At 64.1% G+C, this 23,924-nt stretch carries 24 protein-coding genes; 23 read left to right on the top strand and 1 reads right to left on the bottom strand.

Annotated elements, in window-relative coordinates; translation table 11 throughout:
- Window positions 1–181: 181 nt before the first annotated feature.
- From mihF to G4D79_RS20210, 8 genes are all read left to right on the top strand, one after another.
- A complete protein-coding gene (mihF, locus tag G4D79_RS20245) occupies window positions 182–502 on the top strand; it encodes an integration host factor, actinobacterial type (protein WP_003944825.1) in 321 nt (106 codons plus the stop codon).
- 36 nt (window positions 503–538) lie between these two features.
- Window positions 539–1,138, top strand: a complete 600-nt coding sequence (gene gmk, locus G4D79_RS20240; RefSeq protein ID WP_003944801.1) for a guanylate kinase — start codon at window positions 539–541, stop codon at window positions 1,136–1,138.
- A 98-nt stretch (window positions 1,139–1,236) separates the two neighbouring features.
- Window positions 1,237–1,536, top strand: a complete 300-nt coding sequence (gene rpoZ / locus G4D79_RS20235; protein WP_003944996.1) for a DNA-directed RNA polymerase subunit omega — start codon at window positions 1,237–1,239, stop codon at window positions 1,534–1,536.
- On the top strand, window positions 1,533–2,831 hold the full coding sequence (coaBC, locus tag G4D79_RS20230) for a bifunctional phosphopantothenoylcysteine decarboxylase/phosphopantothenate--cysteine ligase CoaBC (protein ID WP_003944888.1): 1,299 nt from the start codon (window positions 1,533–1,535) through the stop codon (window positions 2,829–2,831). Before rpoZ ends, coaBC begins: the two co-directional genes overlap by 4 nt.
- A 188-nt stretch (window positions 2,832–3,019) precedes the next feature.
- Window positions 3,020–4,234 (top strand): methionine adenosyltransferase, encoded by a 1,215-nt coding sequence (metK, locus tag G4D79_RS20225; RefSeq protein ID WP_003944827.1) that lies wholly within the window; start codon window positions 3,020–3,022, stop codon window positions 4,232–4,234.
- Between the two features lie 25 nt (window positions 4,235–4,259).
- Window positions 4,260–6,278 carry a primosomal protein N' gene (locus G4D79_RS20220; protein WP_082900998.1) on the top strand — a complete coding sequence of 673 codons (2,019 nt, stop codon included), beginning with the start codon at window positions 4,260–4,262 and terminating at the stop codon, window positions 6,276–6,278.
- 172 nt (window positions 6,279–6,450) lie between these two features.
- A complete protein-coding gene (locus tag G4D79_RS20215; protein WP_370852745.1) occupies window positions 6,451–7,119 on the top strand; it encodes a PadR family transcriptional regulator in 669 nt (222 codons plus the stop codon).
- 94 nt (window positions 7,120–7,213) lie between these two features.
- The gene (locus tag G4D79_RS20210) at window positions 7,214–8,233 is read left to right on the top strand and encodes a triacylglycerol lipase (protein WP_030536419.1); all 1,020 of its coding nucleotides are present in this window, start codon (window positions 7,214–7,216) and stop codon (window positions 8,231–8,233) included.
- A 57-nt stretch (window positions 8,234–8,290) separates the two neighbouring features.
- Here the strand turns inward: G4D79_RS20210 and G4D79_RS20205 are convergent, their stop codons facing one another.
- The gene (locus G4D79_RS20205) at window positions 8,291–8,497 is read right to left on the bottom strand and encodes a hypothetical protein (protein WP_003944900.1); all 207 of its coding nucleotides are present in this window, start codon (window positions 8,495–8,497) and stop codon (window positions 8,291–8,293) included.
- Window positions 8,498–8,785: 288 nt separating this feature from the next.
- On the opposite strand from G4D79_RS20205, the gene fmt reads away from it, so the two are divergent.
- The 15 genes from fmt to pgk all read left to right on the top strand — a co-directional run bounded on the left by fmt (window position 8,786) and on the right by pgk (window position 23,919).
- Complete coding sequence (gene fmt / locus G4D79_RS20200; protein ID WP_007727991.1) at window positions 8,786–9,709, top strand: methionyl-tRNA formyltransferase; 924 nt, start codon at window positions 8,786–8,788, stop codon at window positions 9,707–9,709.
- Window positions 9,706–11,154 (top strand): RsmB/NOP family class I SAM-dependent RNA methyltransferase, encoded by a 1,449-nt coding sequence (locus G4D79_RS20195; protein WP_042445671.1) that lies wholly within the window; start codon window positions 9,706–9,708, stop codon window positions 11,152–11,154. The genes fmt and G4D79_RS20195 overlap by 4 nt, the downstream gene beginning before the upstream one ends.
- 40 nt (window positions 11,155–11,194) lie before the next feature.
- Window positions 11,195–11,542, top strand: coding sequence for an MmcQ/YjbR family DNA-binding protein (locus tag G4D79_RS20190; RefSeq protein WP_003944924.1), 348 nt, complete (start codon window positions 11,195–11,197; stop codon window positions 11,540–11,542).
- A 64-nt stretch (window positions 11,543–11,606) separates the two neighbouring features.
- Window positions 11,607–12,290, top strand: a complete 684-nt coding sequence (gene rpe, locus G4D79_RS20185; RefSeq protein ID WP_019748384.1) for a ribulose-phosphate 3-epimerase — start codon at window positions 11,607–11,609, stop codon at window positions 12,288–12,290.
- 8 nt (window positions 12,291–12,298) lie between these two features.
- Window positions 12,299–13,351: a bifunctional diaminohydroxyphosphoribosylaminopyrimidine deaminase/5-amino-6-(5-phosphoribosylamino)uracil reductase RibD gene (ribD, locus tag G4D79_RS20180; protein WP_003945026.1), complete on the top strand. Its 1,053-nt coding sequence runs from the start codon at window positions 12,299–12,301 to the stop codon at window positions 13,349–13,351.
- 5 nt (window positions 13,352–13,356) lie between these two features.
- On the top strand, window positions 13,357–13,965 hold the full coding sequence (locus G4D79_RS20175) for a riboflavin synthase (protein ID WP_003944892.1): 609 nt from the start codon (window positions 13,357–13,359) through the stop codon (window positions 13,963–13,965).
- A 110-nt stretch (window positions 13,966–14,075) separates the two neighbouring features.
- Window positions 14,076–15,350: a bifunctional 3,4-dihydroxy-2-butanone-4-phosphate synthase/GTP cyclohydrolase II gene (locus G4D79_RS20170; RefSeq protein ID WP_003944833.1), complete on the top strand. Its 1,275-nt coding sequence runs from the start codon at window positions 14,076–14,078 to the stop codon at window positions 15,348–15,350.
- Window positions 15,347–15,844, top strand: a complete 498-nt coding sequence (gene ribH, locus G4D79_RS20165; RefSeq protein WP_003944999.1) for a 6,7-dimethyl-8-ribityllumazine synthase — start codon at window positions 15,347–15,349, stop codon at window positions 15,842–15,844. Before G4D79_RS20170 ends, ribH begins: the two co-directional genes overlap by 4 nt.
- The gene (locus G4D79_RS20160) at window positions 15,841–16,314 is read left to right on the top strand and encodes a PH domain-containing protein (RefSeq protein WP_214514308.1); all 474 of its coding nucleotides are present in this window, start codon (window positions 15,841–15,843) and stop codon (window positions 16,312–16,314) included. The genes ribH and G4D79_RS20160 overlap by 4 nt, the downstream gene beginning before the upstream one ends.
- 74 nt (window positions 16,315–16,388) lie before the next feature.
- Complete coding sequence (gene uvrC, locus G4D79_RS20155; protein ID WP_214514307.1) at window positions 16,389–18,581, top strand: excinuclease ABC subunit UvrC; 2,193 nt, start codon at window positions 16,389–16,391, stop codon at window positions 18,579–18,581.
- Window positions 18,578–19,477 (top strand): RNase adapter RapZ, encoded by a 900-nt coding sequence (gene rapZ, locus G4D79_RS20150; protein WP_214514306.1) that lies wholly within the window; start codon window positions 18,578–18,580, stop codon window positions 19,475–19,477. Before uvrC ends, rapZ begins: the two co-directional genes overlap by 4 nt.
- The gene (yvcK, locus tag G4D79_RS20145) at window positions 19,474–20,538 is read left to right on the top strand and encodes a uridine diphosphate-N-acetylglucosamine-binding protein YvcK (protein ID WP_003944943.1); all 1,065 of its coding nucleotides are present in this window, start codon (window positions 19,474–19,476) and stop codon (window positions 20,536–20,538) included. Before rapZ ends, yvcK begins: the two co-directional genes overlap by 4 nt.
- Window positions 20,535–21,512, top strand: a complete 978-nt coding sequence (gene whiA / locus G4D79_RS20140) for a DNA-binding protein WhiA (RefSeq protein WP_021344225.1) — start codon at window positions 20,535–20,537, stop codon at window positions 21,510–21,512. Before yvcK ends, whiA begins: the two co-directional genes overlap by 4 nt.
- Before the next feature lie 158 nt (window positions 21,513–21,670).
- Complete coding sequence (gap, locus tag G4D79_RS20135; protein WP_003944851.1) at window positions 21,671–22,690, top strand: type I glyceraldehyde-3-phosphate dehydrogenase; 1,020 nt, start codon at window positions 21,671–21,673, stop codon at window positions 22,688–22,690.
- 17 nt (window positions 22,691–22,707) lie between these two features.
- Complete coding sequence (gene pgk, locus G4D79_RS20130) at window positions 22,708–23,919, top strand: phosphoglycerate kinase (protein ID WP_116056751.1); 1,212 nt, start codon at window positions 22,708–22,710, stop codon at window positions 23,917–23,919.
- Window positions 23,920–23,924 lie beyond the last annotated feature (5 nt).

Below are 23,924 nucleotides of genomic sequence, written 5' to 3'. Positions count from 1 at the left end.
TCTCGATCCAGCCGAAAACGGTGACGATCCGTGACATCGATTCGACGCGCATAACCCACCGCGATCTGCATCGGACCGCGGGGGGTGGGTTAGCAATTCGCGCCAGGCGTGAGTACGGTCGCTATCGCTGCTGGTTATCAGCGGAATAGACAAAATTTGCACACGACGAGACGGAGGAACCGTGGCCCTTCCCCAGTTGACTGATGAGCAGCGCGCTGCTGCTTTGGAGAAGGCAGCTGCTGCCCGCAAGGCCAGGGCTGAGCTCAAGGAGCGCCTGAAGCGTGGCGGCACCGACCTCAAGCAGGTCCTCAAGGACGCCGAAGACAACGAAATCTTGGGCAAGATGAAGGTTTCGGCACTGCTCGAGGCGCTGCCCAAGGTGGGCAAGGTCAAGGCTCAGGAGATCATGACCGAGCTGGAGATTGCACCGACCCGTCGCCTTCGTGGCCTCGGTGATCGGCAGCGCAAGGCTCTGCTCACCAAGTTCGACTTCGAGGCCTGAGCCGACAAGTGATGATTGCTGACGCGGCAGTGTCTGATGATTGCTGACGCAACAGTGTCAGAGAGCAAGACCGCAGTGCGGAGGGGTCGGCTGGTTGTACTGGCCGGCCCTTCGGCTGTCGGTAAGTCCAGCGTCGTTCGCGAGCTGAGAACTCGGTTGCCTGAACTCGTTTTCAGTGTTTCGGCGACCACTCGCGATCCCCGTCCAGGTGAAGTGGACGGCAAGGACTACCGATTCACCTCCCGTGAAGAATTTCAACGGATGATCGACTCCGGTGAACTTCTCGAATGGGCGGAAATCCACGGCGGCCTGCAGCGCTCCGGCACCCCCGCAGCTCCGGTCGAAGAAGCGCTCGAAGCTGGAAAGCCCGTTCTCGTCGAGGTCGATCTCGCCGGAGCACGAGCTGTCCGCAAGGCGATGCCCGAGGCTCTGTTGGTGTTCATGGCTCCACCGAGCTGGGACGTTCTGGTGCAACGGCTGACCGGACGTGGAACCGAAACGGAAGACGTCGTGGCGCGCCGACTCGAGACGGCCCGAGTGGAATTGGCCGCACAGGACGAGTTCGACACGGTCATCGTGAACGAGGATGTAAGCCGTGCTTGCGATGAGTTGGTATCCTTGTTGGTTGGGAACTGATTCCGCACCCTTCGGGAACCGATTTCCACCCCGTTTCTCAGATATCCGGATCGATAAAACTAGTTCTTCAATGAAGATCTAATTCAGGAGATACAAGAGTGAGCAGCACTTCAGCCGCGTCCGCAGCAGGTCAGGGCGCTCTGCCTGCCTACGACACCCCGCTCGGCATCACCAACCCGCCGATCGACGAGTTGCTCGAACGCACCTCTTCCAAGTACGCCCTGGTCATCTACTCAGCCAAGCGCGCGCGCCAGATCAACGACTACTACAACCAGCTCGGTGACGGCATCCTCGAATACGTCGGACCTCTGGTCGAGCCCGGTCTGCAGGAAAAGCCGCTGTCCATCGCGTTGCGTGAAATCCACGCTGATCTCCTCGAGCACACCGAAGGCGAGTGAGCACCACATCTGCCGCACCCGAACCTCGTTCGGGTGTCGGGGGAGTGTCCGACGCGCCCACATCGATACGTAAGCGCATTGTCGTCGGTGTCGGTGGGGGTATCGCCGCGTACAAGGCGTGCTCGATCATCCGCAGCTTCACCGAGAGCGGTCATCACGTCCGCGTGATTCCGACCGAATCCGCTCTGGAGTTCGTCGGGCGCGCGACGTTCGAAGCACTCTCCGGCAACCCGGTTCACACCGGCGTCTTCAACGACGTCCCGCAGGTTCCGCATGTCCGTCTCGGACAGGAAGCCGATCTGGTCGTCATCGCGCCGGCAACCGCTGATCTGATGGCGCGAGCGGTCATGGGTCGCGCAGACGACCTGTTGACGGCCACTTTGTTGACCGCGCGCTGTCCGGTTGTCTTCGCCCCAGCAATGCACACCGAGATGTGGGAGCACCCCGCAACGGTCTCGAACGTGGCGACACTGCGTTCGCGCGGCGTCCACGTGATCGAACCTGCCTCCGGGCGTTTGACCGGGAAAGACACCGGAGCCGGTCGACTTCCCGAACCCGACGAGATCGTCGGGTTGGCATCGTTGCTCCTCGAGCGCTCGGACGCGTTGCCGCGCGACCTGGAGGGTCGCCGCATTCTGGTCACCGCCGGCGGTACTCGCGAGCCGCTCGATCCCGTGCGCTTTCTCGGCAATCGCAGCTCGGGCAAGCAGGGCTACGCGCTCGCCCGTCTTGCCGCGCAACGCGGCGCGCACGTGACACTGATCGCCGGGTACACGGCTGATCTCGCCGACCCCGCCGCTGTCGACGTCGTGCACATCAAGACGGCCGAAGATCTCCGGTTGGCAGTGGAAAAGCACGCACCGGGACACGACGGAGTCGTCATGGCTGCGGCTGTCGCGGACTTCCGCCCCACCACCGTCGAAGGCAGCAAGATCAAGAAGGGCGCAAACGAACCCGACTCGATCAGCCTCACCAGAAATGCCGACATCCTCGCCGGTCTCGTCGAAGCGCGTCGTGACGGCGACTTGGATGCTCGAACGGTGATCGTCGGATTCGCCGCTGAGACCGGTGACGCCCATGGTGACGTTCTCACCTATGCCCGCTCCAAGCTTGCCCGCAAAGGTTGCGATCTCCTCGTGGTCAATGCGGTCGGCGAGGGCAAGGCGTTCGAGGTCGATCACAACGACGGTTGGTTGCTCGGTTCCGACGGCTCGGAGTCCGCTCTCGAACACGGATCCAAGGCTTTGATGGCCAGTCGAGTACTCGACGCCCTGGTCAAGCTCTTTCCCGAGTAGCGACACGCGCCCGGTGGTGAGAGTTACCCCACGATAATCGGGTGAGTACAAGGGTGTTGCGCAGGCGGTCCAACCGTTATCGTCGGCTCAGCCCCCAGCTAACAAAGCATGACAAAACGGTCACCGAACGGTGATTCGGATACTTCAATAAGCTGTAGTCAAGAACTCAGTCGTCGAGAGGGAGATCTGTGAGCAAGTCCGGCAGTCGGCTATTCACCAGCGAGTCCGTCACCGAGGGGCACCCGGACAAGATCTGTGACGCGATCAGCGACTCGATCCTCGACGCGCTGCTCACCCAGGACCCGCGCGCCCGCGTGGCCGTCGAGACACTGGTCACCACCGGCCAGGTTCACGTAGCCGGTGAGGTCACGACCACTGCGTACGCGGACATTCCGAAGATCGTGCGCGACACGGTCCTCGAAATCGGCTACGACAGCTCCGCAAAGGGCTTCGACGGTAACTCCTGCGGCGTCAACGTCGCGATCGGCGCCCAGTCGCCCGAGATCGCGCAGGGTGTCGATCACTCGCACGAGGCTCGCGTCGACGGAATCAGCGACGACGAGATCGACCGTCAGGGTGCGGGCGACCAGGGCCTGATGTTCGGCTACGCCACCACCGACACGCCGGAACTGATGCCGCTGCCCATCGCGCTGGCTCATCGTCTCTCTCGCCGGTTGACCGAGGTCCGTAAGTCCGGCGTGCTGCCGTACCTGCGCCCGGACGGCAAGACCCAGGTCACCATCGAGTACGACGGTGACAAGGCTGTCCGTCTCGACACCGTGGTCATCTCCACCCAGCATGCCGCTGACATCGACCTCGACAACCTGTTGACGCCCGATCTTCGCGAGAAGGTGCTTCACTCGGTGCTGACCGACGTCAACCTCACCGATCTCGACACCTCCGATGTTCGTCTGCTGGTGAACCCGACGGGCAAGTTCGTCCTCGGTGGCCCGATGGGTGACGCCGGTTTGACCGGCCGCAAGATCATCGTCGACACCTACGGCGGAATGGCTCGCCACGGTGGCGGCGCGTTCTCCGGCAAGGACCCGTCAAAGGTCGACCGCAGCGCTGCCTACGCCATGCGCTGGGTGGCCAAGAACGCTGTTGCCGCAGGTCTGGCCGACCGCATCGAGGTTCAGGTCGCCTACGCCATCGGCAAGGCAGCTCCGGTCGGACTCTTCGTTGAAACCTTCGGCACCGAGAAGACCGATCCGGCACGGATCCAGAAGGCGATCACCGAGATCTTCGACCTGCGTCCGGGAGCGATCATCCGCGACCTCGACCTGCTGCGCCCGATCTACGCGCAGACGGCGGCATATGGTCACTTCGGTCGCACCGATATCGACCTCCCGTGGGAGAGCACCGATCGCGCCGACAAGCTGCGTAGCGCAGCTGGTCTCTGATCACTGACGTACAGACGGGGCGCGGGTGGGCGCGGAAAGAGTAGCGGCAGAAGTCGATCCGGTCGCCCGGGTGCTGCCGATGCTCCCGCTCGCTCACCTCGACCGTGAATTCGACTACCTCGTTCCTCGTGAACTCGAAGCGGATGCGCAGCCCGGAGTCCGGGTGCGCATCCGCTTCGCTGGTCGTCTGGTGGACGGTTTCATCGTCTCGCGCGAGGCGACCAGTGACCATCAGGGGAAGTTCGGCTGGCTCGAACGCGTCATCTCGTCCGAGCGGGTCTTGACGGCCGAAATCGCGCAAGTCGTCGATCGTGTGGCGGAGCGTTATGCCGGAACCCGCGCCGATGTTCTCCGTTTGGCGGTACCGCCGCGCCACGCGAAGGTCGAGGCGGAACCGTGGGAGCCCGCCGAGTCACCGTCCGCTCCTGAAGCGATCGAAAATGGTTGGCATCTCTACAGATTCGGTGACGCCTTCCTGTCCGCCATTCGCGAGTCGAAAAGCCCGCGTGCGGTCTGGCAGGCGTTGCCTGGTGAAAACTGGCCACTGCGCCTGGCCGAACTGGCCGGGGCCGTAGCGGCAAGTGGTAAATCCGCGATCCTGGTTGTGCCCGATCAACGCGACCTGGACCGCGTCGTCGCCGCTTGTACCGAACTCTCCGGAGCGGATGCGGTGGTAGGTCTGTCCGCGGGCCTGGGGCCGGCCATGCGATATCGGAGGTGGCTCGCTGCACTGCGCGGGACCGCCCGGATCGTCGTCGGCACACGGAGTGCTGTTTTTGCGCCGACGCCCGAGACCGGTCTTGTCGTCGTCTGGGACGATGGCGACGACAACTTGTCCGAGCCGCGGTCGCCGTATCCACATGCCCGCGAAGTTGCCGTCCTGCGTGGCTACGTCGCCGGGTGCGCCGTCGTGATCGGTGGGTTCTCCCGTACGGCAGAAGCGCAGGTACTCGTCGACTCGGGATGGGCGCACGATCTGGTCGCTACGCGGGACGTCGTTCGTGCCCACGCACCCAAGATCACCGCGCTCGCCGACAGCGATCAAGCCTTGGCCCGCGATCCGGGAGCCAGAGCGGCTCGTTTGCCCGCTATTGCATTCGCGGCCGCCCGGCGCGCTCTGGGTGAGGGCAACGGAGTCCTGGTACAGGTGCCTCGGCGGGGGTACGTACCGACCCTGGCCTGCGGAAAGTGCCGTGCCCCGGCACGGTGCCGTCGGTGCAACGGCCCACTGGCTCTTCCCGCTGCGGCAGGTCCCGACGGCGCCGGGACACCGGCGTGCCGCTGGTGCGGGGTTGCCGATGCCGCCTACCGATGTCACGCGTGCGGGGCGAAAGCGCTGCGCGCGGTGGTGGTCGGTGCCGGCCGGACCGCCGAAGAACTCGGGCGGGCGTTTCCCGGTGTGAAAGTTGTTCTGTCCGGGGGCAGTGATGTGGTCAAGGAACTGCCACACGGGCCCGCGTTGGTGGTCTCGACAGTGGGTGCGGAGCCGGTGATGACCGGCGGCTACGGCGCCGCGCTCTTGCTCGACGGCTGGGCACTACTCGGCCGGCCCGATCTTCGCGCCGCCGAGGAAACACTCAGACGCTGGATGTCGGCTGCTGCCATGGTGATTCCGCTGTCCGAAGGCGGTGAAGTTGTGGTTGTCGCAGACTCGGGTATCCCGACGGTGCAGGCGTTGGTCCGATGGGATCCAGTGGGGCACGCACAGTCTCAATTCGAGGAGCGAGACGAGGTCGGCTTTCCTCCGGCCGTTCACATGGCTGCGATCGACGGTGGATCCGCGGCAATTGCGGAGTTGGTGGATTCAGCTGATCTGCCGGCAAGTGCTGTACTGCTCGGACCAGTGGAACTGCCTGCGGGGGAGAGGCTTCCGTATTCCGGTGAGGACGAGAGCGGTGTCGCGCCGGAGCGAATGCTGGTCCGCGTTCCACGCAAGGACGGTCGCGGCCTTGCGGACGCTCTGGCACATGCGAGGGCCGCGCGCAGTGCGCGGAAGTCTTCGGGTCCGGTCCGCATTCAGATCGACCCACGCCGCATCGGCTGAGTTTCGAGTTGTCGGAGGAATCCTTGCGCTACCCGATATGACGATATATCGTCGAACTATCAACGATAGTGATGGAGGTTCGACGATGGATGCAAGTTTCCCGAACGAGGGGATGTTCGGCCGGCGCGGTTTCTTCGGCGGTTTCGGCCGTGAGCAACGGCCACCATTTGTGATGTGGGTGCCGACGGACGACGGCGCGTCGGGCGATGGTCCCGGCGATCGAGACGGTGGACGACGCGGTCGACCGCACGAGCGGCCGGGCTTCGGTGACATGCCACGCAGAGGCCATCGGCGGGGGCGTTTCGGTCCAGACGGCGGACCCGGCCCCGGCTTCGGTCCGGGCGCTCAGTTCGGTCGCGGGCGAGGACGTGGCGGACGAGGTCGTCGAGGAGATGTGCGCGCTGCGATTCTGCTGTTGATCGCGGAAGAGCCGATGCACGGCTACGAATTGATTCAGCAGATCGTCGAGCGCAGCGGCGGCGTCTGGAAGCCGAGTCCGGGCTCCATTTATCCCGCGCTGTCCCAACTCGAGGACGAAGGACTGGTGATCATCGAAAAGGTTGCCGGCCGCAAGACCGCCAAGCTGACAGAAGAAGGCGTCGCGTACGTCGAGGAACATCGCGCCGATCTCGGGGCGCCGTGGGATGACGTTCGTCTCAGCGTAGGGGAGCCGGAGCAGGACCTTCGAGAACTGATCGGCCAGCTGATGGGCGCGGCCGGTCAAGTGGCTGCTGTAGGCACACCAGCGCAGGTCAAGGCCGCAGCCGACGTGCTTGTCGAGGCGCGCAAATCGCTCTACCGAGTGCTTGCCGGTGATGACGCCGATGAAGGCGGCAATTGAGACGTCGGATACCTACTGTTCGGTAGGGTATGCGCCTCGAAGTTTCTGGTGTTACGGTCAGCTCCCTCGTAGGATCAGAGCAGGAGCAGGAACAATGTCTGGCGTCAAACGGTCTGTGGGACTGACATTTTCGGTAGCAGTGGCGCTGCTGATCGGAGCACCGCCGGCTATATCGGGTGCCGCACCGACGCTTCCGTCTGCGAGTGCCGACGCGATGGACGTTCCTCTCGACGTCGGTCCGGGTCAGGCGACCCGTTCCGTTGCTACGGCATATGCGCATGCTCATCCAGCATCCGCACCTGCCGGATCGAACGATTTCGGCTGTGAGCCTTCCGCCACGCATCCCCGACCGGTTGTACTCGCCCACGGAACCGACACCGAGGCGTACGCGGATTGGGCGGCCCTGTCGCCGGCACTGGCAGCTGACGGCTACTGCGTCTTCGCCCTCAATTACGGCGGTGCGATCAAAGAAGTAGACGGGGACGTCGCACACGAGACCTACGGCGTCGGCGACATAGTCGGTAGTGCCACCGCGTTCGGTTCTTTCGTCGATCAGGTGCTGACCGCGACCGGAGCGGACAAGGTCGACGTGATCGGCTACTCCCAAGGCGCGACGGTGACGCGGTACTACGTCAACAAGATGGGCGGCGACGCCTACGTCGATCATTGGGTCGGTTTGGCTTCGCCGACCTACGGTGGGGTGATGTTCGGGTTGGTTCCCATTGTCCGTGCGATCCCCGGCGGAGAAGACTTTGTCGAAGACGTCTTTTCGCGAGCTGTCCGCGAGCAGATGCAAGGGTCGGATATGTTGAACGCCCTCAACGCCGGAGGCGACACCGTTCCCGGAGTGCGCTACACGACCATCGGGTCCACTGTCGACGAGATGATCCAGCCGTCCTCGAACATCGCGCTCCGCGATGCCGGTGCAGAAAACATCGTCCTCCAGGATCTGTGCCCGTCTAACCTGACCGGCCACTTCCGCATGCCGTACGACCCCTACGTGATCGACGTCATCCGGACGGTCCTCGACCCCGATGCCGAGCGGCACGCTTCGTGCAGCGTGGTGCCGCTCGGCACGGATATTCCGCAAGTGGTCATCGACGCAAATTCGTGAGCTGCAAATTCGTGAGCTGCTAACTCGTGAGCACCGAGATCACGTGGGTCGGGATGTTTACTCGGCGAGCTTGGCAGTGGCCTGCGCCCACAGGAAGAACTTGTTCGTTCCGAGGTCGCGGACGGTCTTGATGTTGAACGCTGCCTTCAAATGTTCTGCGTCCGAATCGCTTACGCCGTTGAGTGCCGCGACCGGGGCGTCCGCCAATTCTTCGACGGACTTTCCTGCGTAGGCCTTGTCGAACTTACTGTCGATGCCTGCCATCTAAGTTCCTCCGTGTGATCGGTGTATCCCGTATCAGCCTCCGCCGAGTGGCGACGACAGAAACAGTCAATACCCAGGACCGGTGAATGTGCAGGGTTCTGATCAAAGAAATTGCTGAGAAAGTGGTTCGGTGCGGCGCGAGGTAGGTCGTAGCTCTCGCAGTCCTTAGACTGACAGTTCCACCCACCGACACATCCGGGAGCATTTTCGTGAGTTGCAGTCCACCGCGTTCGACAGGCCGATCGGCTGATCAGAGTCCGAAGAGCCCAACGAAACGGGAGAGCTGACATGCGCGTCGTGTTCGCCGGAACACCCGAACCCGCGGTTCCTTCACTGCGTCGGCTCATCGAATCCGCCAACCACGAAGTGGTAGCCGTCGTCACGCGTCCGGACGCTGTGGCGGGCCGCGGTCGAAAAGTCACCCGATCGCCGATCGGTCTGCTTGCCGACGAGCACGGCATCCCGGTGCTGACGCCGGCCAAGGCGTCCGATCCCGACTTCGCGGCCGAACTCGCCCGCCTCGAACCGGACTGTGCACCCGTCGTCGCCTACGGAAACCTGTTGCCACAGAACGTCCTCGACATTCCGAAATACGGTTGGGTCAATCTGCATTTCTCGTTGCTTCCCGCGTGGCGCGGCGCCGCGCCGGTGCAGGCCGCGATCAGTGCCGGTGACGAGGTGACGGGTGCGAGCGCGTTCCGTTTGGAAGCCGGGATGGATACCGGCCCCGTGTACGGAGTGATGACCGAGCGGATTCGCGACACCGATACGGCGGGCGACCTGCTCGGACGTCTCGCGGAAAACGGCGCTGCCCTCCTCGAATCGGTACTCGACGGACTCGAGGCCGGCGAGATCAACGCGGTTCCGCAGTCTGCCGACGGCGTCTCGTATGCCCCCAAGGTGACGGTGGACGCGGCCCGCGTGCGGTGGGAACTGCCCGCTCGCACAGTGGACCGGCATATCCGAGCCGTCACACCCGCACCCGGGGCATGGACGATGATCGGTGATCTTCGAGTCAAGGTCGGCCCGATCACAGTCACGGACGAGACCCTGGCAGTCGGTGAGATCTCGGTACGCAAGGATGGTCTGTACATCGGTACCGCGACCACCGCGGTGCGACTCGGGCAGATTCAGCCCCCGGGCAAGAAATTGATGTCGGCAGGGGACTGGGCACGCGGTGCCCGACTCGACGCGGAGGTACGAGCACAGTGACCGAATCACGACGACCGGCACGGCGGACACAGGGTCCCGGAGCCAAGACCGGCGGCGGCGCCAAGAACACCAAGCCGAAGCAGGCCAAGCGGCCTGATCCGGCAACCGCCGGGCTCGATCAACCGCGTCTGGCGGCGCGTGACGTCCTGCGCGCGGTCCGTGAGCGTGACGCGTACGCGAACCTGGTTCTGCCAGGGCTCCTGCGTGACCGCAAACTCGACGCACGCGACGCTGCGCTGGCAACCGAACTGGCGTATGGCGCGGCACGTGCTCAGGGACTGCTGGATGCGGTGATCGCGCATGCAGCGGGTCGGCCGATCGAAGAGATCGACGGAACGCTGCTCGATGTTCTCCGACTCGGCTCGTACCAATTGCTGCGCACTCGTGTCGCACCGCACGCTGCCGTCGCAACTTCGGTCGATCTGGTCCGCGCCGAAAACGGCCAGGGCCGAGCAGGATTCGTCAATGCGGTCCTGCGCCGTGTTTCCGAACGCACCCAGGAGGAGTGGGTCGAGCTGCTGGCCCCGAAGGACCCGGTCGGCCGGCTCGCCTTCGAGCACGCTCACCCCCTGTGGATCGCGCAGGTATTTGCCGACTCGCTCGGCGCTGCTGCCGGTGAACTCGAAGACGTCCTGATCGCCGACGACGCCCGCCCTGCAGTACACCTCGTCGCCCGCCCCGGCGAGATCTCCGCCGAGGAGCTTGCACTGGTGACCGGCGGCGAGATCGGGCCGTACTCGCCGTACGCCGTGCATCTCGACGGCGGTGACCCCGGACAGCTCGAGGCGGTCCGCCAAGGCTTGGCGGGCGTGCAGGACGAGGGCAGTCAGCTGGTGGCCCGCGCCCTCAGCATTGCTCCTCTCGAAGGTGAAGACTCCGGACGCTGGCTCGACCTCTGTGCAGGTCCAGGAGGAAAAGCGGCACTTCTCGGTGCTCTTGCCGGCATTGAAGGTGGTCGACTCGACGCCGTCGAGCCCGTCGAACATCGCGCCGAACTGATCCGCAAGACCACTCGCGAACTTCCCGTCGACGTACACGTGGCGGACGGCCGCGAATCCGGGCTCGAACCCGGATACGACCGCATCCTCGTCGACGCTCCCTGCACCGGGTTGGGTGCGCTGCGTCGGCGCCCGGAGGCACGTTGGCGTCGCCAGCCGTCCGATGTGGCTCCGCTCGTGAAGTTACAGCGTGAATTGCTCGCTGCCGCAATCGAACTGGTTCGCCCCGGCGGAGTGGTGCTGTACTCCACGTGCTCGCCGCACTTGTCGGAAACGCTGGCAGTGGTCGCCGATGCAGTGCGACGTCACGGCGTCGTGGAACTCGACACCAAGGAATTGGTGCCAGGTGTCCCAGACGTCGGCGACGGATCGTCGGTTCAGTTGTGGCCGCACCGACACGGGACCGATGCGATGTTCATGGCCGCTTTGCGCAAGCCGCTGGCCTGATCGGATGACTTCTGGGCATCGGTAGTCGTATGGTGCCTACATGGTTACGTGGGAACAGGTTGTAGTACTGGGTTCGGCTCTTCCCTCCGTGGAAGAGTCGACCTCGTACAACACCCCGGCACTCAAGGTGGCAGGTAAGACTTTTGCGCGGCTCCGCACCGAAGCGGAGGGCGCTTTGGTCGTGATGTGCGGTCTGGACGAGAAGGAGGCGCTACTCGCCAGTGGCGAGGCGGCTTTCTTCACCACCGATCACTATCACGGGCACGGCTCGATCCTCGTGCACCTCGAACTGATCGACGAGGTGCAGTTGGGTGAGATGCTCGAAGACGCGTGGCGGATCAAGGCACCGGCCAAGGTGCGAAAGCTCCACACCGTCGTCAAGAACTGATCTGATTGCACCGGCTCCGATGTGCATGCACGGTCGGCAATGAGACACAGCTAAACTCGGCGTCGTGGCTTCCCCGATGATTGCACCGTCCATTCTGTCCGCAGATTTTGCTCGACTCGCTGATGAAGCGACTGCCGTGTCCGGCTCCGACTGGCTTCACGTCGACGTGATGGACGCGCATTTCGTTCCCAATCTCACGCTGGGTCTGCCGGTGGTCGAGAGTCTGCTGAAGGCGACGGATATTCCGCTCGACTGCCATCTCATGATCGAGAATCCGGAGCGCTGGGCGCCGCCGTACGCCGAGGCCGGTGCGTACAACGTCACGTTTCACGCCGAGGCCACCGACGATCCGCGTTCGGTTGCCCGCGATATTCGTGCAGCTGGTGCCAAGGCGGGGCTGAGCATCAAGCCTGGAACCCCGATCGACGACTACCTGGAAATCCTCAAGGACTTCGACACCCTCTTGATCATGAGCGTCGAACCCGGATTCGGTGGTCAGTCCTTCATGCCTCAGGTGCTCGACAAGGCACGCGCAGTTCGAAAGCTCGTCGACTCGGGTGAGCTGACGCTCCTTGTCGAAATCGACGGCGGCATCAACGCTTCCACGATCGAGCAGGCCGCTGAAGCAGGGATCGACTGCTTCGTCGCCGGTTCGGCGGTGTACGGAGCGAGTGATCCCGGTGAGGCGGTGCGCAAGCTGCGCGCGCAGGCCGCCTCGGCGTCGCCGCACCTGACGCTGTCGGTCTGAGCCGCTCGATGGCAAAGGGTGGACAGGCGTCGACGGCTGATCTCGACGCCGCGATGCAGATCGCGCTGGCCGCAGCTGATTCCGCGCGCGGATTCACCAGCCCCAACCCACCGGTCGGCGCGGTCATCCTCGCTGCCGACGGAACCATCGCGGGCGTCGGTATGACGCAACCGCCCGGTGGACCGCACGCGGAGGTCGTGGCTCTCGACGAGGCCGGCGATGCAGCGCGTGGCGGTACGGCAGTGGTGACACTGGAACCGTGCAATCACCAGGGGCGAACCGGCCCTTGCTCACAGGCATTGATCGATGCCGGAGTCTCGGCGGTTGTCTACGCCGTCGGTGATCCCAATCCCGAGGCTTCCGGCGGCGCAGCGACGCTCATGCGCGCTGGAATCAGCGTCACGGCCGGACTGAGAGCACCCGAGGTGGAAGCTGGTCCACTGCGGGCCTGGCTGCACAAACAGCGCACCGGTCGCCCGCACATCACGTGGAAGTACGCGGCCAGTCTGGACGGACGCAGCGCCGCCGAGGACGGAACGAGTCAGTGGATCACCGGTCCGCAGGCGAGGGCGCGCGTGCATGCGCAGCGAGCGCAGATCGATGCGATCGTGGTCGGTACCGGCACCGTGTTCGCCGACGATCCGTGGCTGACCGCACGTCAGCCCACCGGTGAGCTCGCGGCGCACCAGCCCGTTCGTGTCGTCGTCGGAAAGCGCGAAATACCCTCGACGGCAAGCATTCTCGACGACACCGCACCGACTCTGGTGCTCAACACCGACAACGTCGACGAAGTAGTCGAGGCGTTGGGGGAGTACACGGACGTACTTCTCGAGGGTGGGCCCCGTCTGGCCGGAGCATTCCTTGCCGCCGGATATGTCGACGTCATAGAGGCATACATCGCTCCGATCCTGCTCGGCGCGGGCGCCTCCGCACTCGTCGATGCCGGAGTGCACACCATCACCGACGCCCACCGATTCCGTTTGGAGTCCGCGGTAACGATCGGCCCCGATATTTTGTTGAGTCTGGTTCCGGAGAGTTCTGCTCCGGGGAACGAGGAGTAGGGCGCGTGTTCACAGGAATTGTGGAAGAACTCGGCGAAATCGTCGCCAAGGAAGAACTGGTCGATGCTGCACGTTTCACGGTGCGCGGGCCACTGGTCACCTCCGACGCCGGCCACGGTGATTCGATCGCGGTCAACGGAGTGTGCCTGACGGTGGTCGACGTGCTTGCCGACGGTTCGTTCACCGCAGATGTCATGCAGGAAACCCTGAACCGCTCGAGCCTGGCGAAATTGGATGTCGGCTCTCGCGTCAACCTCGAGCGTGCCGCGGCGCTGAACAGCCGACTCGGCGGCCACCTGGTTCAAGGGCATGTCGATGGAACAGGCCACGTCATTTCCCGCTCGCCGTCCGAGAACTGGGAGGTAGTGCGGATCGCACTGCCCGACTCCATTTCCCGTTACGTCGTGGAGAAGGGTTCGATCACCGTCGACGGAGTCTCGCTGACGGTCTCCGCGCTGGGCGGAGACCGCGGGTTCGAGTACTTCGAGATCTCGCTGATCCCGACAACGCTCGAGTTGACGACGCTCGGAACCGCTGTGGTCGGTACGCCGGTCAACCTCGAGGTGGACGTGATCGCCAAGTACGTCGAGCGGCTTCACTCTGCCGGTCGGTAGGACCAGGCTGATCGGACCCGTCCGATTGGTCGTAGGGTTGTCAGTGCATCCGTCGGATGCACTTGTTGTATTCGATGATGTGAAAAGTCAAGACTTTGGAGTGCGAGCACGTGACCAGGTTCGACAGTATCGAGCGCGCAGTAGCAGATATCGCTGCAGGTAAAGCTGTTGTCGTCGTGGACGACGAGGATCGCGAGAACGAGGGCGACCTCATCTTCGCCGCCGAGAAAGCCACCCCGGAACTGGTGGCGTTCATGGTCCGGTACACCTCCGGCTACCTGTGCGTGCCGCTCGACGGTGACGATTGCGATCGGCTGGGCCTGCCCCCGATGTACGCCACCAACCAGGACAAGCACGGCACGGCGTACACCGTCACCGTCGACGCCCGTGAGGGAATCGGTACCGGCATCTCGGCGTCGGACCGCGCTGCGACGATGCGTCTGCTCGCCAACCCCGAATCCGGTGCCAACGATTTCACTCGCCCCGGTCACGTCGTTCCGCTCCGCGCGAAGGAAGGCGGAGTACTGCGTCGTCCTGGCCACACGGAAGCTGCAGTCGACCTCGCCCGCATGGCGGACCTGCGTCCTGCCGGCGTCATCTGCGAAATCGTCAGCCAGAAGGACGAAGGCGCGATGGCTCAGACCGACGAGCTGCGAGTATTTGCCGACGAACACAACCTTGCTCTGATCTCGATCGCGGACCTCATCGCGTGGCGTCGCAAGCACGAGAAGCACGTGCTGCGTATCGCCGAGGCCCGCATCCCCACCCGCCACGGTGAGTTCACCGCTGTCGGCTACACCAGCATCTACGACGAGGTCGAGCACGTTGCGCTGGTGCGCGGCGACATCGCAGGCCCCGACGGCGACGGTAGCGACGTACTCGTCCGCGTTCACTCCGAATGCCTCACCGGCGACGTCTTCGGTTCGCTGCGGTGCGATTGCGGCCCGCAGCTCGACGCCGCACTGGACATGGTCGCCCAGGAAGGCCGCGGCGTTGTTCTGTACATGCGCGGACACGAGGGTCGTGGCATCGGCCTCATGCACAAGCTGCAGGCCTACCAGCTCCAGGACGCCGGTTCCGACACCGTCGACGCCAATCTCGAACTCGGCCTGCCGGCGGACGCCCGTGACTACGGCATCGGTGCCCAGATCCTCGTCGATCTGGGGATCTCGTCGATGCGTCTGCTGACCAACAACCCGGCCAAGCGTGTGGGTCTGGACGGCTACGGCCTGCAGATCACCGATCGTGTTCCGATGCCGTTGCGCGCGAATGCGGAGAACCTCACCTACCTGCGCACCAAGCGCGATCGGATGGGGCACGATCTGATCGGACTGGACGAGTACGAGGCGAACCAGAACACCGCACAGCCGGGAACCGCACTGTGAGCGGGGAAGGTCAGCCGCAGCTCGCGATCGCCGAGGCCAAGGATCTGAAGCTGGCGATCGTTGCCGGGCAGTGGCACGCGACGATCTCCGAGGCTCTGATCGCGGGCGCGCAGCGCGTCGCGCAGGAGGCACAGATCAAGGACGTGACACTGGTCCGTGTCGCCGGCGCGATCGAACTGCCGGTCGTTGCGCAGGCATTGGCGCGCACGCACGACGCCGTCGTCGCTCTCGGTGTTGTCATCCGCGGTGGCACGCCGCACTTCGAGTACGTGTGCGACGCGGTTACCGCGGGCCTCACACGCGTCTCGCTCGACGAAAGCACCCCCGTGGGGAACGGTGTCCTGACCACCGACACCGAGCAGCAGGCTCTTGACCGTTCGGGTCTGCCGGGTAGCGTCGAGGACAAGGGCGCACAGGCCTGCGCCGCCGCACTGGACACCGCAGTGACCCTGCGCCATCTCCGAGCACCATGGACCGAGGATTCGTTTCGATGAGTACACCCGGCGACAACGAGAACTGGGAACTGATTGCGTCACCGCGTAAGTCGACGCGATACGCGATCGGAGTTGCTGTCCTCCTGGTGATCGTTCACGTCACACTGGCACTCCTGCTTCGCCAGGGGTCCACCGGCGTGTACTTCCGTGCCGCGGACCAGATCGCGATGGCAGGCATCGGCACCATTCTGGCTCTCGGTGTGCTGATGTTGACGCGTCCCCGGGTCAAGGTGGGCAAGCAGGGTATTGCCGTACGAAACATCCTGGGCGAGAAGATCGTCGACTGGGATCTGTTCGATGGACTCTCGTTCCCCGACGGTGCCGCCTGGGCACGCATCGAATTGCCCGACGACGAGTACATGGCAGTGATGGCGATCCAGTCCAACGACCGCGAGTACGCCGTCGACACGGTCGGTAAGTTCCGCGAACTGGCCGACCGCTACGCACCGGTCGCGCACAAGAGCAACTGACGTCTTCCGACCGGTTCGGTGCCCGCATCCTGCGCGTTTCCGAGTCGGTCGGTGGCGGCGACTAACCTGAAACCGTGCCGGATCCCTCGACTTACCGCCCCGCTACCGGAACCATTCCGGCTGCGCCGGGCGTCTACAAATTTCGCGATCCGCATGGTCGGGTCATTTACGTCGGAAAGGCGAAAAGCCTCCGTTCACGTTTGAACTCGTACTTCGCGGACGTCACGACACTTCATCCCCGTACTCGGCAGATGGTGACCACCGCCGGCAGCATCGAGTGGACCGTCGTCAGTACCGAAGTCGAAGCGCTTCAGCTCGAGTACAACTGGATCAAGGAATTCGATCCGCGGTTCAATGTCCGGTACCGCGACGACAAGACGTATCCGGTTCTCGCTGTGACGCTCAACGAAGAGTTCCCGCGCTTGTTCGTCTACCGCGGTCCGCGGCGCAAGGGTGTCCGGTACTTCGGTCCCTACTCCCATGCCTGGGCCATCCGCGAAACACTCGATCTGCTGCTACGAGTCTTTCCCGCACGAACGTGCTCGTCCGGAGTCTTCAAACGACACAACCAGATCGGCCGGCCGTGTCTGCTCGGCTACATCGACAAGTGCTCGGCGCCCTGCGTCGGGCGAGTCAGCGCCGAGGAGCATCGTCAGATCGTCGAAGATTTCTGCGACTTCCTCGCCGGCCGCACGGACAAGTTGGTCAAAGATCTCGAAAAGCGCATGCAGCAGGCTTCCGAGGATCTCGACTTCGAGACCGCAGCCCGTCTGCGTGACGATATCGGGGCTTTGCGCAAGGCGCTCGAGAAGCAGGCCGTCGTACTCGGTGACGGCACCGACGCCGATCTCGTCGCCTTTGCCACCGATGATCTCGAAGCCGCCGTTCAGGTGTTCCACGTGCGGGGCGGACGCGTGCGGGGTCAGCGTGGATGGGTCGTGGAGAAGGCAGGCGACGCCATCGACTGGGCCGCACTCGACGCCGAGTCCGACCTGCCGATCCTGGTCGAGCAGTTCCTCACCCAGTTCTACGGGGAGCAGGCGGCCCTCGACCCGGGAGCGGGTTCCGAGGCCGGGATCAGCGCAGTTCCCAAGGAAGTTCTGGTGCCGGTTCTGCCGGCAAACGCGACCGAGATCCAGGCGTGGCTGAGCAAGCTTCGGGGATCGCAAGTGCAACTGCGGGTTCCGCAACGCGGCGACAAGAAAGACCTCGCCGAAACAGTCCAGCGAAACGCGAAAGAGGCTCTGGCGCAGCACAAGCTCAAGCGCGCCGGCGATTTCACTTCGCGTTCCGCGGCGCTGCAGGGCATCCAGGAAGCACTGGACCTGGACTCGGCTCCGCTACGAATCGAATGCATCGACATCAGTCACGTCCAGGGAACCGACGTCGTGGCGTCACTGGTCGTGTTCGAGGACGGGCTCCCGCGTAAGTCGGACTACCGCCATTACGCGATCAAGGAAGCTGCCGGCGACGGTCATTCCGACGACGTCGCGAGTATCGCCGAGATCACGCGTCGGCGGTTCCTGCGCCACAACCGCGACCTGGGCGTCCTCGCGGCGTCGGCGTCGACCATGGACTCGGACGGTGGGGACCTGGCTCCCGAAGCGGCGATCGACCCGGCGACGGGCCGGCCTCGGCGGTTCGCGTATCCGCCCAATCTGTTCGTCGTGGACGGCGGCGCCCCTCAGGTCACGGCGGCAGCGGCGGTCCTCGACGAGCTGGGGGTCACTGACGTCGCGGTAGTCGGGTTGGCCAAAAGACTCGAAGAGGTATGGGTACCGGGGGAAGAAGATCCGGTCATCCTCCCTCGGACGAGCGAGTCGTTGTACCTACTGCAGCGCATCCGAGACGAAGCCCACCGCTTCGCGATCACGTTCCATCGCAGCAAACGCTCGAGGCGGATGACGGCTTCGGCTCTGGATTCGGTCAAGGGGCTCGGTGAAACTCGTCGAACCGCTCTGGTGGCTCACTTCGGTTCCGTGGCGAAGCTGAAAACGGCAACGGTCGAGGAGATCATGCAGGTCCCCGGTATCGGTGAGACCACCGCCACAGCAGTTCTGGCCGCACTCGGCACGGATTCGGCTGCAGCCGACGCGGGCGCTGAAGCTCGAGCGCTGCCAGCCGCGGTAGGGGATGATGAGCTGGACACGGAATCCGAATCGTCTGTTACGTCTGCTGACGCGCCCAGCGCCAAATCCGGTAGCGATGACGAGGGCTCCGAGTCGCGAGAATTGTCCATGCCGACGACGGGGCCGAGTGCACAGTGACTACCGACAGCGCCAAAGACAGTCGAACGATGGATTTCCTGCTGGTGACGGGATTGTCCGGAGCAGGTTTGAGTACCGCTGCCAAGGTGCTCGAAGACCTCGGCTGGTATGTCGCGGATAATTTGCCACCTGAGCTCATTTCCCGAATGGTCGGTCTGAGCTTGACCTCCGATCCGCCGGTCGATCGTCTCGCCGCCGTGATCGACGTGCGGAGTCGACTCTTCACCGGCGATCTCGGGTGGGTGCTCACCGAACTCGAGGCGGAACCGATCCACACTCGGGTGCTGTACCTCGAAGCGTCGGACGACGTGTTGATCCGACGGTTCGAACAGGTGCGCCGCAGTCATCCGTTGCAGAACGACGGCATCGACGGCACGTTGTCCGAAGGGATCGCAGCCGAGCGTCGGCAGTTGGCCGTGGTGAAGGCGGCCGCCGATCTGGTCATCGACACGTCGGCACTGAAGGCGCATCAGCTGCGTCAGAAGATCGAAACGGCGTTCGGAAACGATGCCAACCGCACGATGAAGGTGACGGTCCAGTCGTTCGGATTCAAGTACGGCCTGCCGATGGACGCCGATCTCGTCTGTGACGTTCGTTTCCTGCCCAATCCCCACTGGATCCCTGAACTTCGCCCGCACACCGGTCAGGATGCCGACGTCCGCGACTACGTGTTGTCGCGCGAGGGCGCGGAAGACTATCTCGACACCTACCGACATCTGGTGGATTTGACGATCGCCGGATATCGACGAGAAGGAAAGCGCTACATGACAATTGCGGTCGGATGCACCGGCGGTAAGCACCGAAGCGTGGCCATGTCCGAAGCTCTCGCGAGGCGTTTGGGTTCCGAGGACGACATCTCGGTCAGCATCGTGCACCGGGATCTGGGGCGCGAATGAGTGAACCGACACATCGCTCGCGGGAGACACCCGAGGGGCCGGCCATCGTCGCGCTCGGCGGCGGGCACGGATTGTTCGCCACGCTCCAGGCCGTCAGACGCTTGACGGTCGACGTCACCGCCGTGGTCACGGTCGCCGACGACGGTGGTTCGTCGGGCCGGCTGCGCGCCGAACTCGGCGTCATCCCGCCTGGAGACCTCCGGATGGCGCTGGCAGCTCTCGCGTCGGACGAACCCGAGATAGTCGACTGGACTCGGACCATTCAGCATCGCTTCGGCGGTGTCGGCGCACTTGCCGGGCATTCGGTGGGCAATCTCATCCTGGCCGGACTGACCGAGGTGCTCGGCGATCCGGTCGTCGCGCTCGACGAGATGGCGCGACTGCTGCGAATCCGTGGCCGTGTGCTGCCGATGTCGCCGATCGCGCTCGAGATCGAAGCCGACGTTCAGGGACTCGAAGAGGACCCCCGCGTCAGCCGCTGCATTCGTGGACAGGTTGCCGTCGCGACGACCCCGGGCAAGGTTCGGCGTGTGAGACTGCTCCCGTCCAATCCGCCCGCGTGCCCCGATGCCGTGACTGCGATCGATCGGGCCGATCTCGTGGTTCTCGGCCCGGGATCGTGGTTCTCGAGCGTGATCCCACACGTCCTGGTACCCGAACTCGTCGAATCACTGTCGTCGACGAAGGCTCGAAAGGTACTGGTGCTCAATCTCGCACCCGAGCCGGGGGAGACCGCCGGATTCTCCGCGGAGCGTCACCTGCACGTACTCTCCCAACACGTGCCCGATTTCCGGGTCGACTACGTGGTGGTCGACTCGGCGTCGGTACCGGCCGGGCGTGAACGTGAACATCTGCAGCGTGCGGCGGATCAATTTTCAGCCGAAGTCAGGTACGCGGATGTCGCGGACACCTCACCGGGCGCAGCGCATGTACACGATCCGGCAAAACTGGCCGATGTACTGGCTGAACTGTCGAGCAGTGCGGCAGTAGGGGATTCGACACAGTCTTCCCTGCAAGAACAGCAATCCGAAGAACAGAGGGAGAACGCTTCGTGGCAATGACAGCGGAGGTCAAGGACGAACTGAGCCGGTTAGTGGTGACTCAGGTCAGCTGCCGCAAGGCAGAGGTCTCCGCGTTGCTGCGCTTTGCCGGTGGGCTCCACATCGTCGGCGGCCGGGTGGTCGTCGAAGCAGAGGTGGATCTGGGCTCCACGGCGCGACGTCTGCGCCGGGAGATATTCGACCTGTTCACCTACAGTGCCGATGTGCACGTACTCAGTGCGGGCGGGCTTCGAAAGTCCGCTCGCTACATCGTGCGTGTGGCGAAGGAGGGTGAGGCCCTCGCGCGCCAGACGGGACTGCTCGATCTTCGCGGGCGCCCGGTTCGCGGCTTGCCTGCGCAGGTCGTCGGCGGAAGTGTCGGCGATGCCGAAGCAGCGTGGCGCGGTGCGTTCCTCGCGCACGGTTCCCTGACCGAACCCGGCCGTTCGTCGGCGCTCGAAGTGAGCTGCCCGGGCCCGGAAGCCGCACTTGCTCTGGTTGGAGCTGCTCGGCGTCTGGGGATCTCGGCGAAGGCACGTGAGGTTCGCGGAACGGATCGTGTGGTGATCCGCGACGGTGAGGCCATCGGCGATCTCCTGACCCGAATGGGAGCCCAGGACACACGTCTGGTGTGGGAGGAGAGGCGGATGCGACGCGAGGTCCGCGCCACCGCCAATCGTCTCGCCAATTTCGACGACGCAAACCTGCGACGCTCTGCTCGCGCTGCCGTTGCGGCTGCTGCGCGCGTCGAGCGTGCGTTGGAGATCCTCGGTGAGGACGTGCCCGATCACCTCGCGGCGGCGGGTGCACTGCGCGTCGAGCATCGGCAGGCGTCCCTCGAAGAACTCGGCCAGTTGGCCGACCCGCCGATGACCAAGGACGCCGTTGCCGGACGTATCCGTCGCCTGCTGTCGATGGCTGATCGCAAGGCCAAGGAAACTGGCATACCCGACACCGAATCCGCAGTGAATGTGGAGCTACTCGAAGAGGGGTGACCTGCCCTCCGTCAGGGTGGGCTGCGCACGTTCGGGCCACGCGCATTAGGGTATGAGTCACATCGACCGATGAACCCCACGTCCGCGTCGTGCACACACGGATTCGGAGTATGCGTGGGTCAAGTTGCACACCAGAATCATGGTCAAAGGAGCGAATTGTGACTGTCCGGGTTGGCGTAAACGGTTTCGGCCGTATCGGACGTAACTTCTTCAGGGCGGTGGATGCGCAGAAGGCGCTCGGAACCACCGATATCGAGATCGTGGCAGTCAACGACCTGACTGACAACGCGACGCTCGCTCACCTGCTGAAGTACGACTCCATCCTCGGCCGTTTGCCGTACGACGTGTCGCTCGACGGTGACGACACGATCGTCGTCGGCGATCAGCGCATCAAAGCCCTCGCACACCGTGGCCCGTTGAACGAACTTCCCTGGGGCGAGCTGGGCGTCGACGTCGTCGTCGAGTCCACCGGCATCTTCACCGACGCCGCAAAGGCCAAGGGACACCTCGAAGCCGGCGCCAAGAAGGTCATCATCTCGGCTCCGGCCAAGGGTGAAGACATCACCATCGTGATGGGCGTCAACGACGACAAGTACGACGGCAGCCAGAACATCATCTCCAACGCGTCGTGCACCACCAACTGCCTCGGCCCCATCGCCAAGGTTCTCGACGACGAGTTCGGCATCGTCAAGGGTCTGATGACCACGATCCACGCGTACACCCAGGATCAGAACCTGCAGGACGCTCCGCACGCAGACCTCCGTCGCGCCCGCGCAGCTGCCCTCAACATCGTTCCCACCGGTACCGGTGCAGCCAAGGCAATCGGCCTGGTTCTCCCGCAGCTGCTAGGCAAGCTCGACGGCTACGCACTGCGCGTGCCGATCCCCACGGGCTCGGTCACCGACCTCACCGCGAACCTGAAGAAGTCGGCCACCGCCGACGAGATCAACGCCGCGATGAAGGCTGCTGCCGAAGGACCCCTCAAGGGCATCCTGAAGTACACCGACGCACCGATCGTCTCCTCGGACATCGTCACCGACCCGCACTCGTCGATCTTCGACTCGGGTCTGACGAAGGTCATCGACGACCAGGTCAAGATCGTCTCCTGGTACGACAACGAGTGGGGCTACTCCAACCGCCTCGCCGACCTCATCGGCCTCGTCGCCAAGTCTCTCTGAGCGGAGTTTCGATAACAGTGGCAGTTCAGACGCTGAAGGATCTGCTGGACGCTGGGGTCGAGGGGCGCACCGTACTGGTGCGTTCCGACCTCAACGTCCCGTTGGATGGCGGAGAAATCACGGACCCGGGTCGCATCGTCGCGTCCGCTCCCACCCTGCGGGCACTCGCCGAGGGTGGAGCGAAGGTCATCGTGACCGCGCACCTCGGGCGCCCCGACGGTCAGCCCGATCCCAAGTTCTCCCTCGCACCGGTTGCCGCGAAGTTGGCCGAAATCCTCGGTCGCAACGTGCAACTCGCCGGTGACGTCGTGGGACAGGACGCGCTGGCTCGTTCCGAAGGACTCACCGACGGTGACGTCCTGATGCTCGAGAACATCCGTTTCGACCCTCGCGAGACCAGCAAGGACGAAGCCGAGCGGGTCAAGCTCGCCGAGGCTCTCGTCGAGCTGGTCGGTGACGACGGCGCATTCGTCTCCGACGGATTCGGTGTTGTTCACCGTAAGCAGGCGTCGGTCTTCGACGTCGCGAAGCTGCTCCCGCATTACGCCGGATACCTGGTCGGCGCCGAGGTCGAGGTGCTCGCCAAGCTCACGCAGGACGCAGCGCGTCCGTACGCGGTGGTGCTCGGTGGCTCCAAGGTCTCGGACAAGCTGGCCGTCATCGAGGCACTGGCACCGAAGGTCGACACTCTGGTGATCGGCGGCGGAATGTTCTACACGTTCCTCGCGGCTCAGGGTGTGTCCGTGGGCAATTCGCTGTGCGAAGAGTCCATGATCGAGACCTGCAAGGATCTCCTCGACCGGTACGCCGACGTCATCCACATCCCTCAGGATGTTGTCGTCGCGGACTCCTTCTCGGCCGATGCCGAGTCGAAGATCGTTCCGTTCGACAAGATTCCCGACGGCTGGATGGGTCTGGACATCGGACCGGAGTCGGTCAAGCGCTTTGCCGCGATCCTGACCGGCGCCAAGACGGTGTTCTGGAACGGCCCGATGGGCGTGTTCGAGTTCCCGAAGTTCGAGGCAGGCACCCGCGGTGTCGCCGAGGCAATCGTGGAGGCAACCGAGAAGGGCGCCTTCAGCGTCGTCGGCGGCGGCGACTCCGCAGCAGCCGTTCGTCAGCTCGGTATCCCGGACGAGGGCTTCTCGCACATTTCCACCGGTGGTGGCGCTTCCCTCGAGTACCTCGAGGGCAAAGAGCTGCCTGGCATCGCAGTACTGGAAGGCTGATCCGA

This window comes from Rhodococcus sp. WY5 (genome assembly GCF_018588185.1).
Classification (GTDB): Bacteria; Actinomycetota; Actinomycetes; order Mycobacteriales; family Mycobacteriaceae; genus Rhodococcus_F; species Rhodococcus_F qingshengii.
This window is presented reverse-complemented; position numbering and strand designations above follow the sequence as displayed.

Coding starts and splice junctions, on each gene's coding strand:
- whiA (WP_021344225.1), top strand. CDS start 20,535: ATGACAGCGGAGGTCAAGGACGAACTGAGCCGGTTAGTGGTGACTCAG.
- yvcK (WP_003944943.1), top strand. CDS start 19,474: ATGAGTGAACCGACACATCGCTCGCGGGAGACACCCGAGGGGCCGGCC.
- G4D79_RS20210 (WP_030536419.1), top strand. CDS start 7,214: ATGTCTGGCGTCAAACGGTCTGTGGGACTGACATTTTCGGTAGCAGTG.
- gmk (WP_003944801.1), top strand. CDS start 539: ATGATTGCTGACGCAACAGTGTCAGAGAGCAAGACCGCAGTGCGGAGG.
- fmt (WP_007727991.1), top strand. CDS start 8,786: ATGCGCGTCGTGTTCGCCGGAACACCCGAACCCGCGGTTCCTTCACTG.
- G4D79_RS20190 (WP_003944924.1), top strand. CDS start 11,195: ATGGTTACGTGGGAACAGGTTGTAGTACTGGGTTCGGCTCTTCCCTCC.
- G4D79_RS20205 (WP_003944900.1), bottom strand. CDS start 8,497: ATGGCAGGCATCGACAGTAAGTTCGACAAGGCCTACGCAGGAAAGTCC.
- G4D79_RS20215 (WP_370852745.1), top strand. CDS start 6,451: ATGTGGGTGCCGACGGACGACGGCGCGTCGGGCGATGGTCCCGGCGAT.
- G4D79_RS20160 (WP_214514308.1), top strand. CDS start 15,841: ATGAGTACACCCGGCGACAACGAGAACTGGGAACTGATTGCGTCACCG.
- ribD (WP_003945026.1), top strand. CDS start 12,299: ATGGCAAAGGGTGGACAGGCGTCGACGGCTGATCTCGACGCCGCGATG.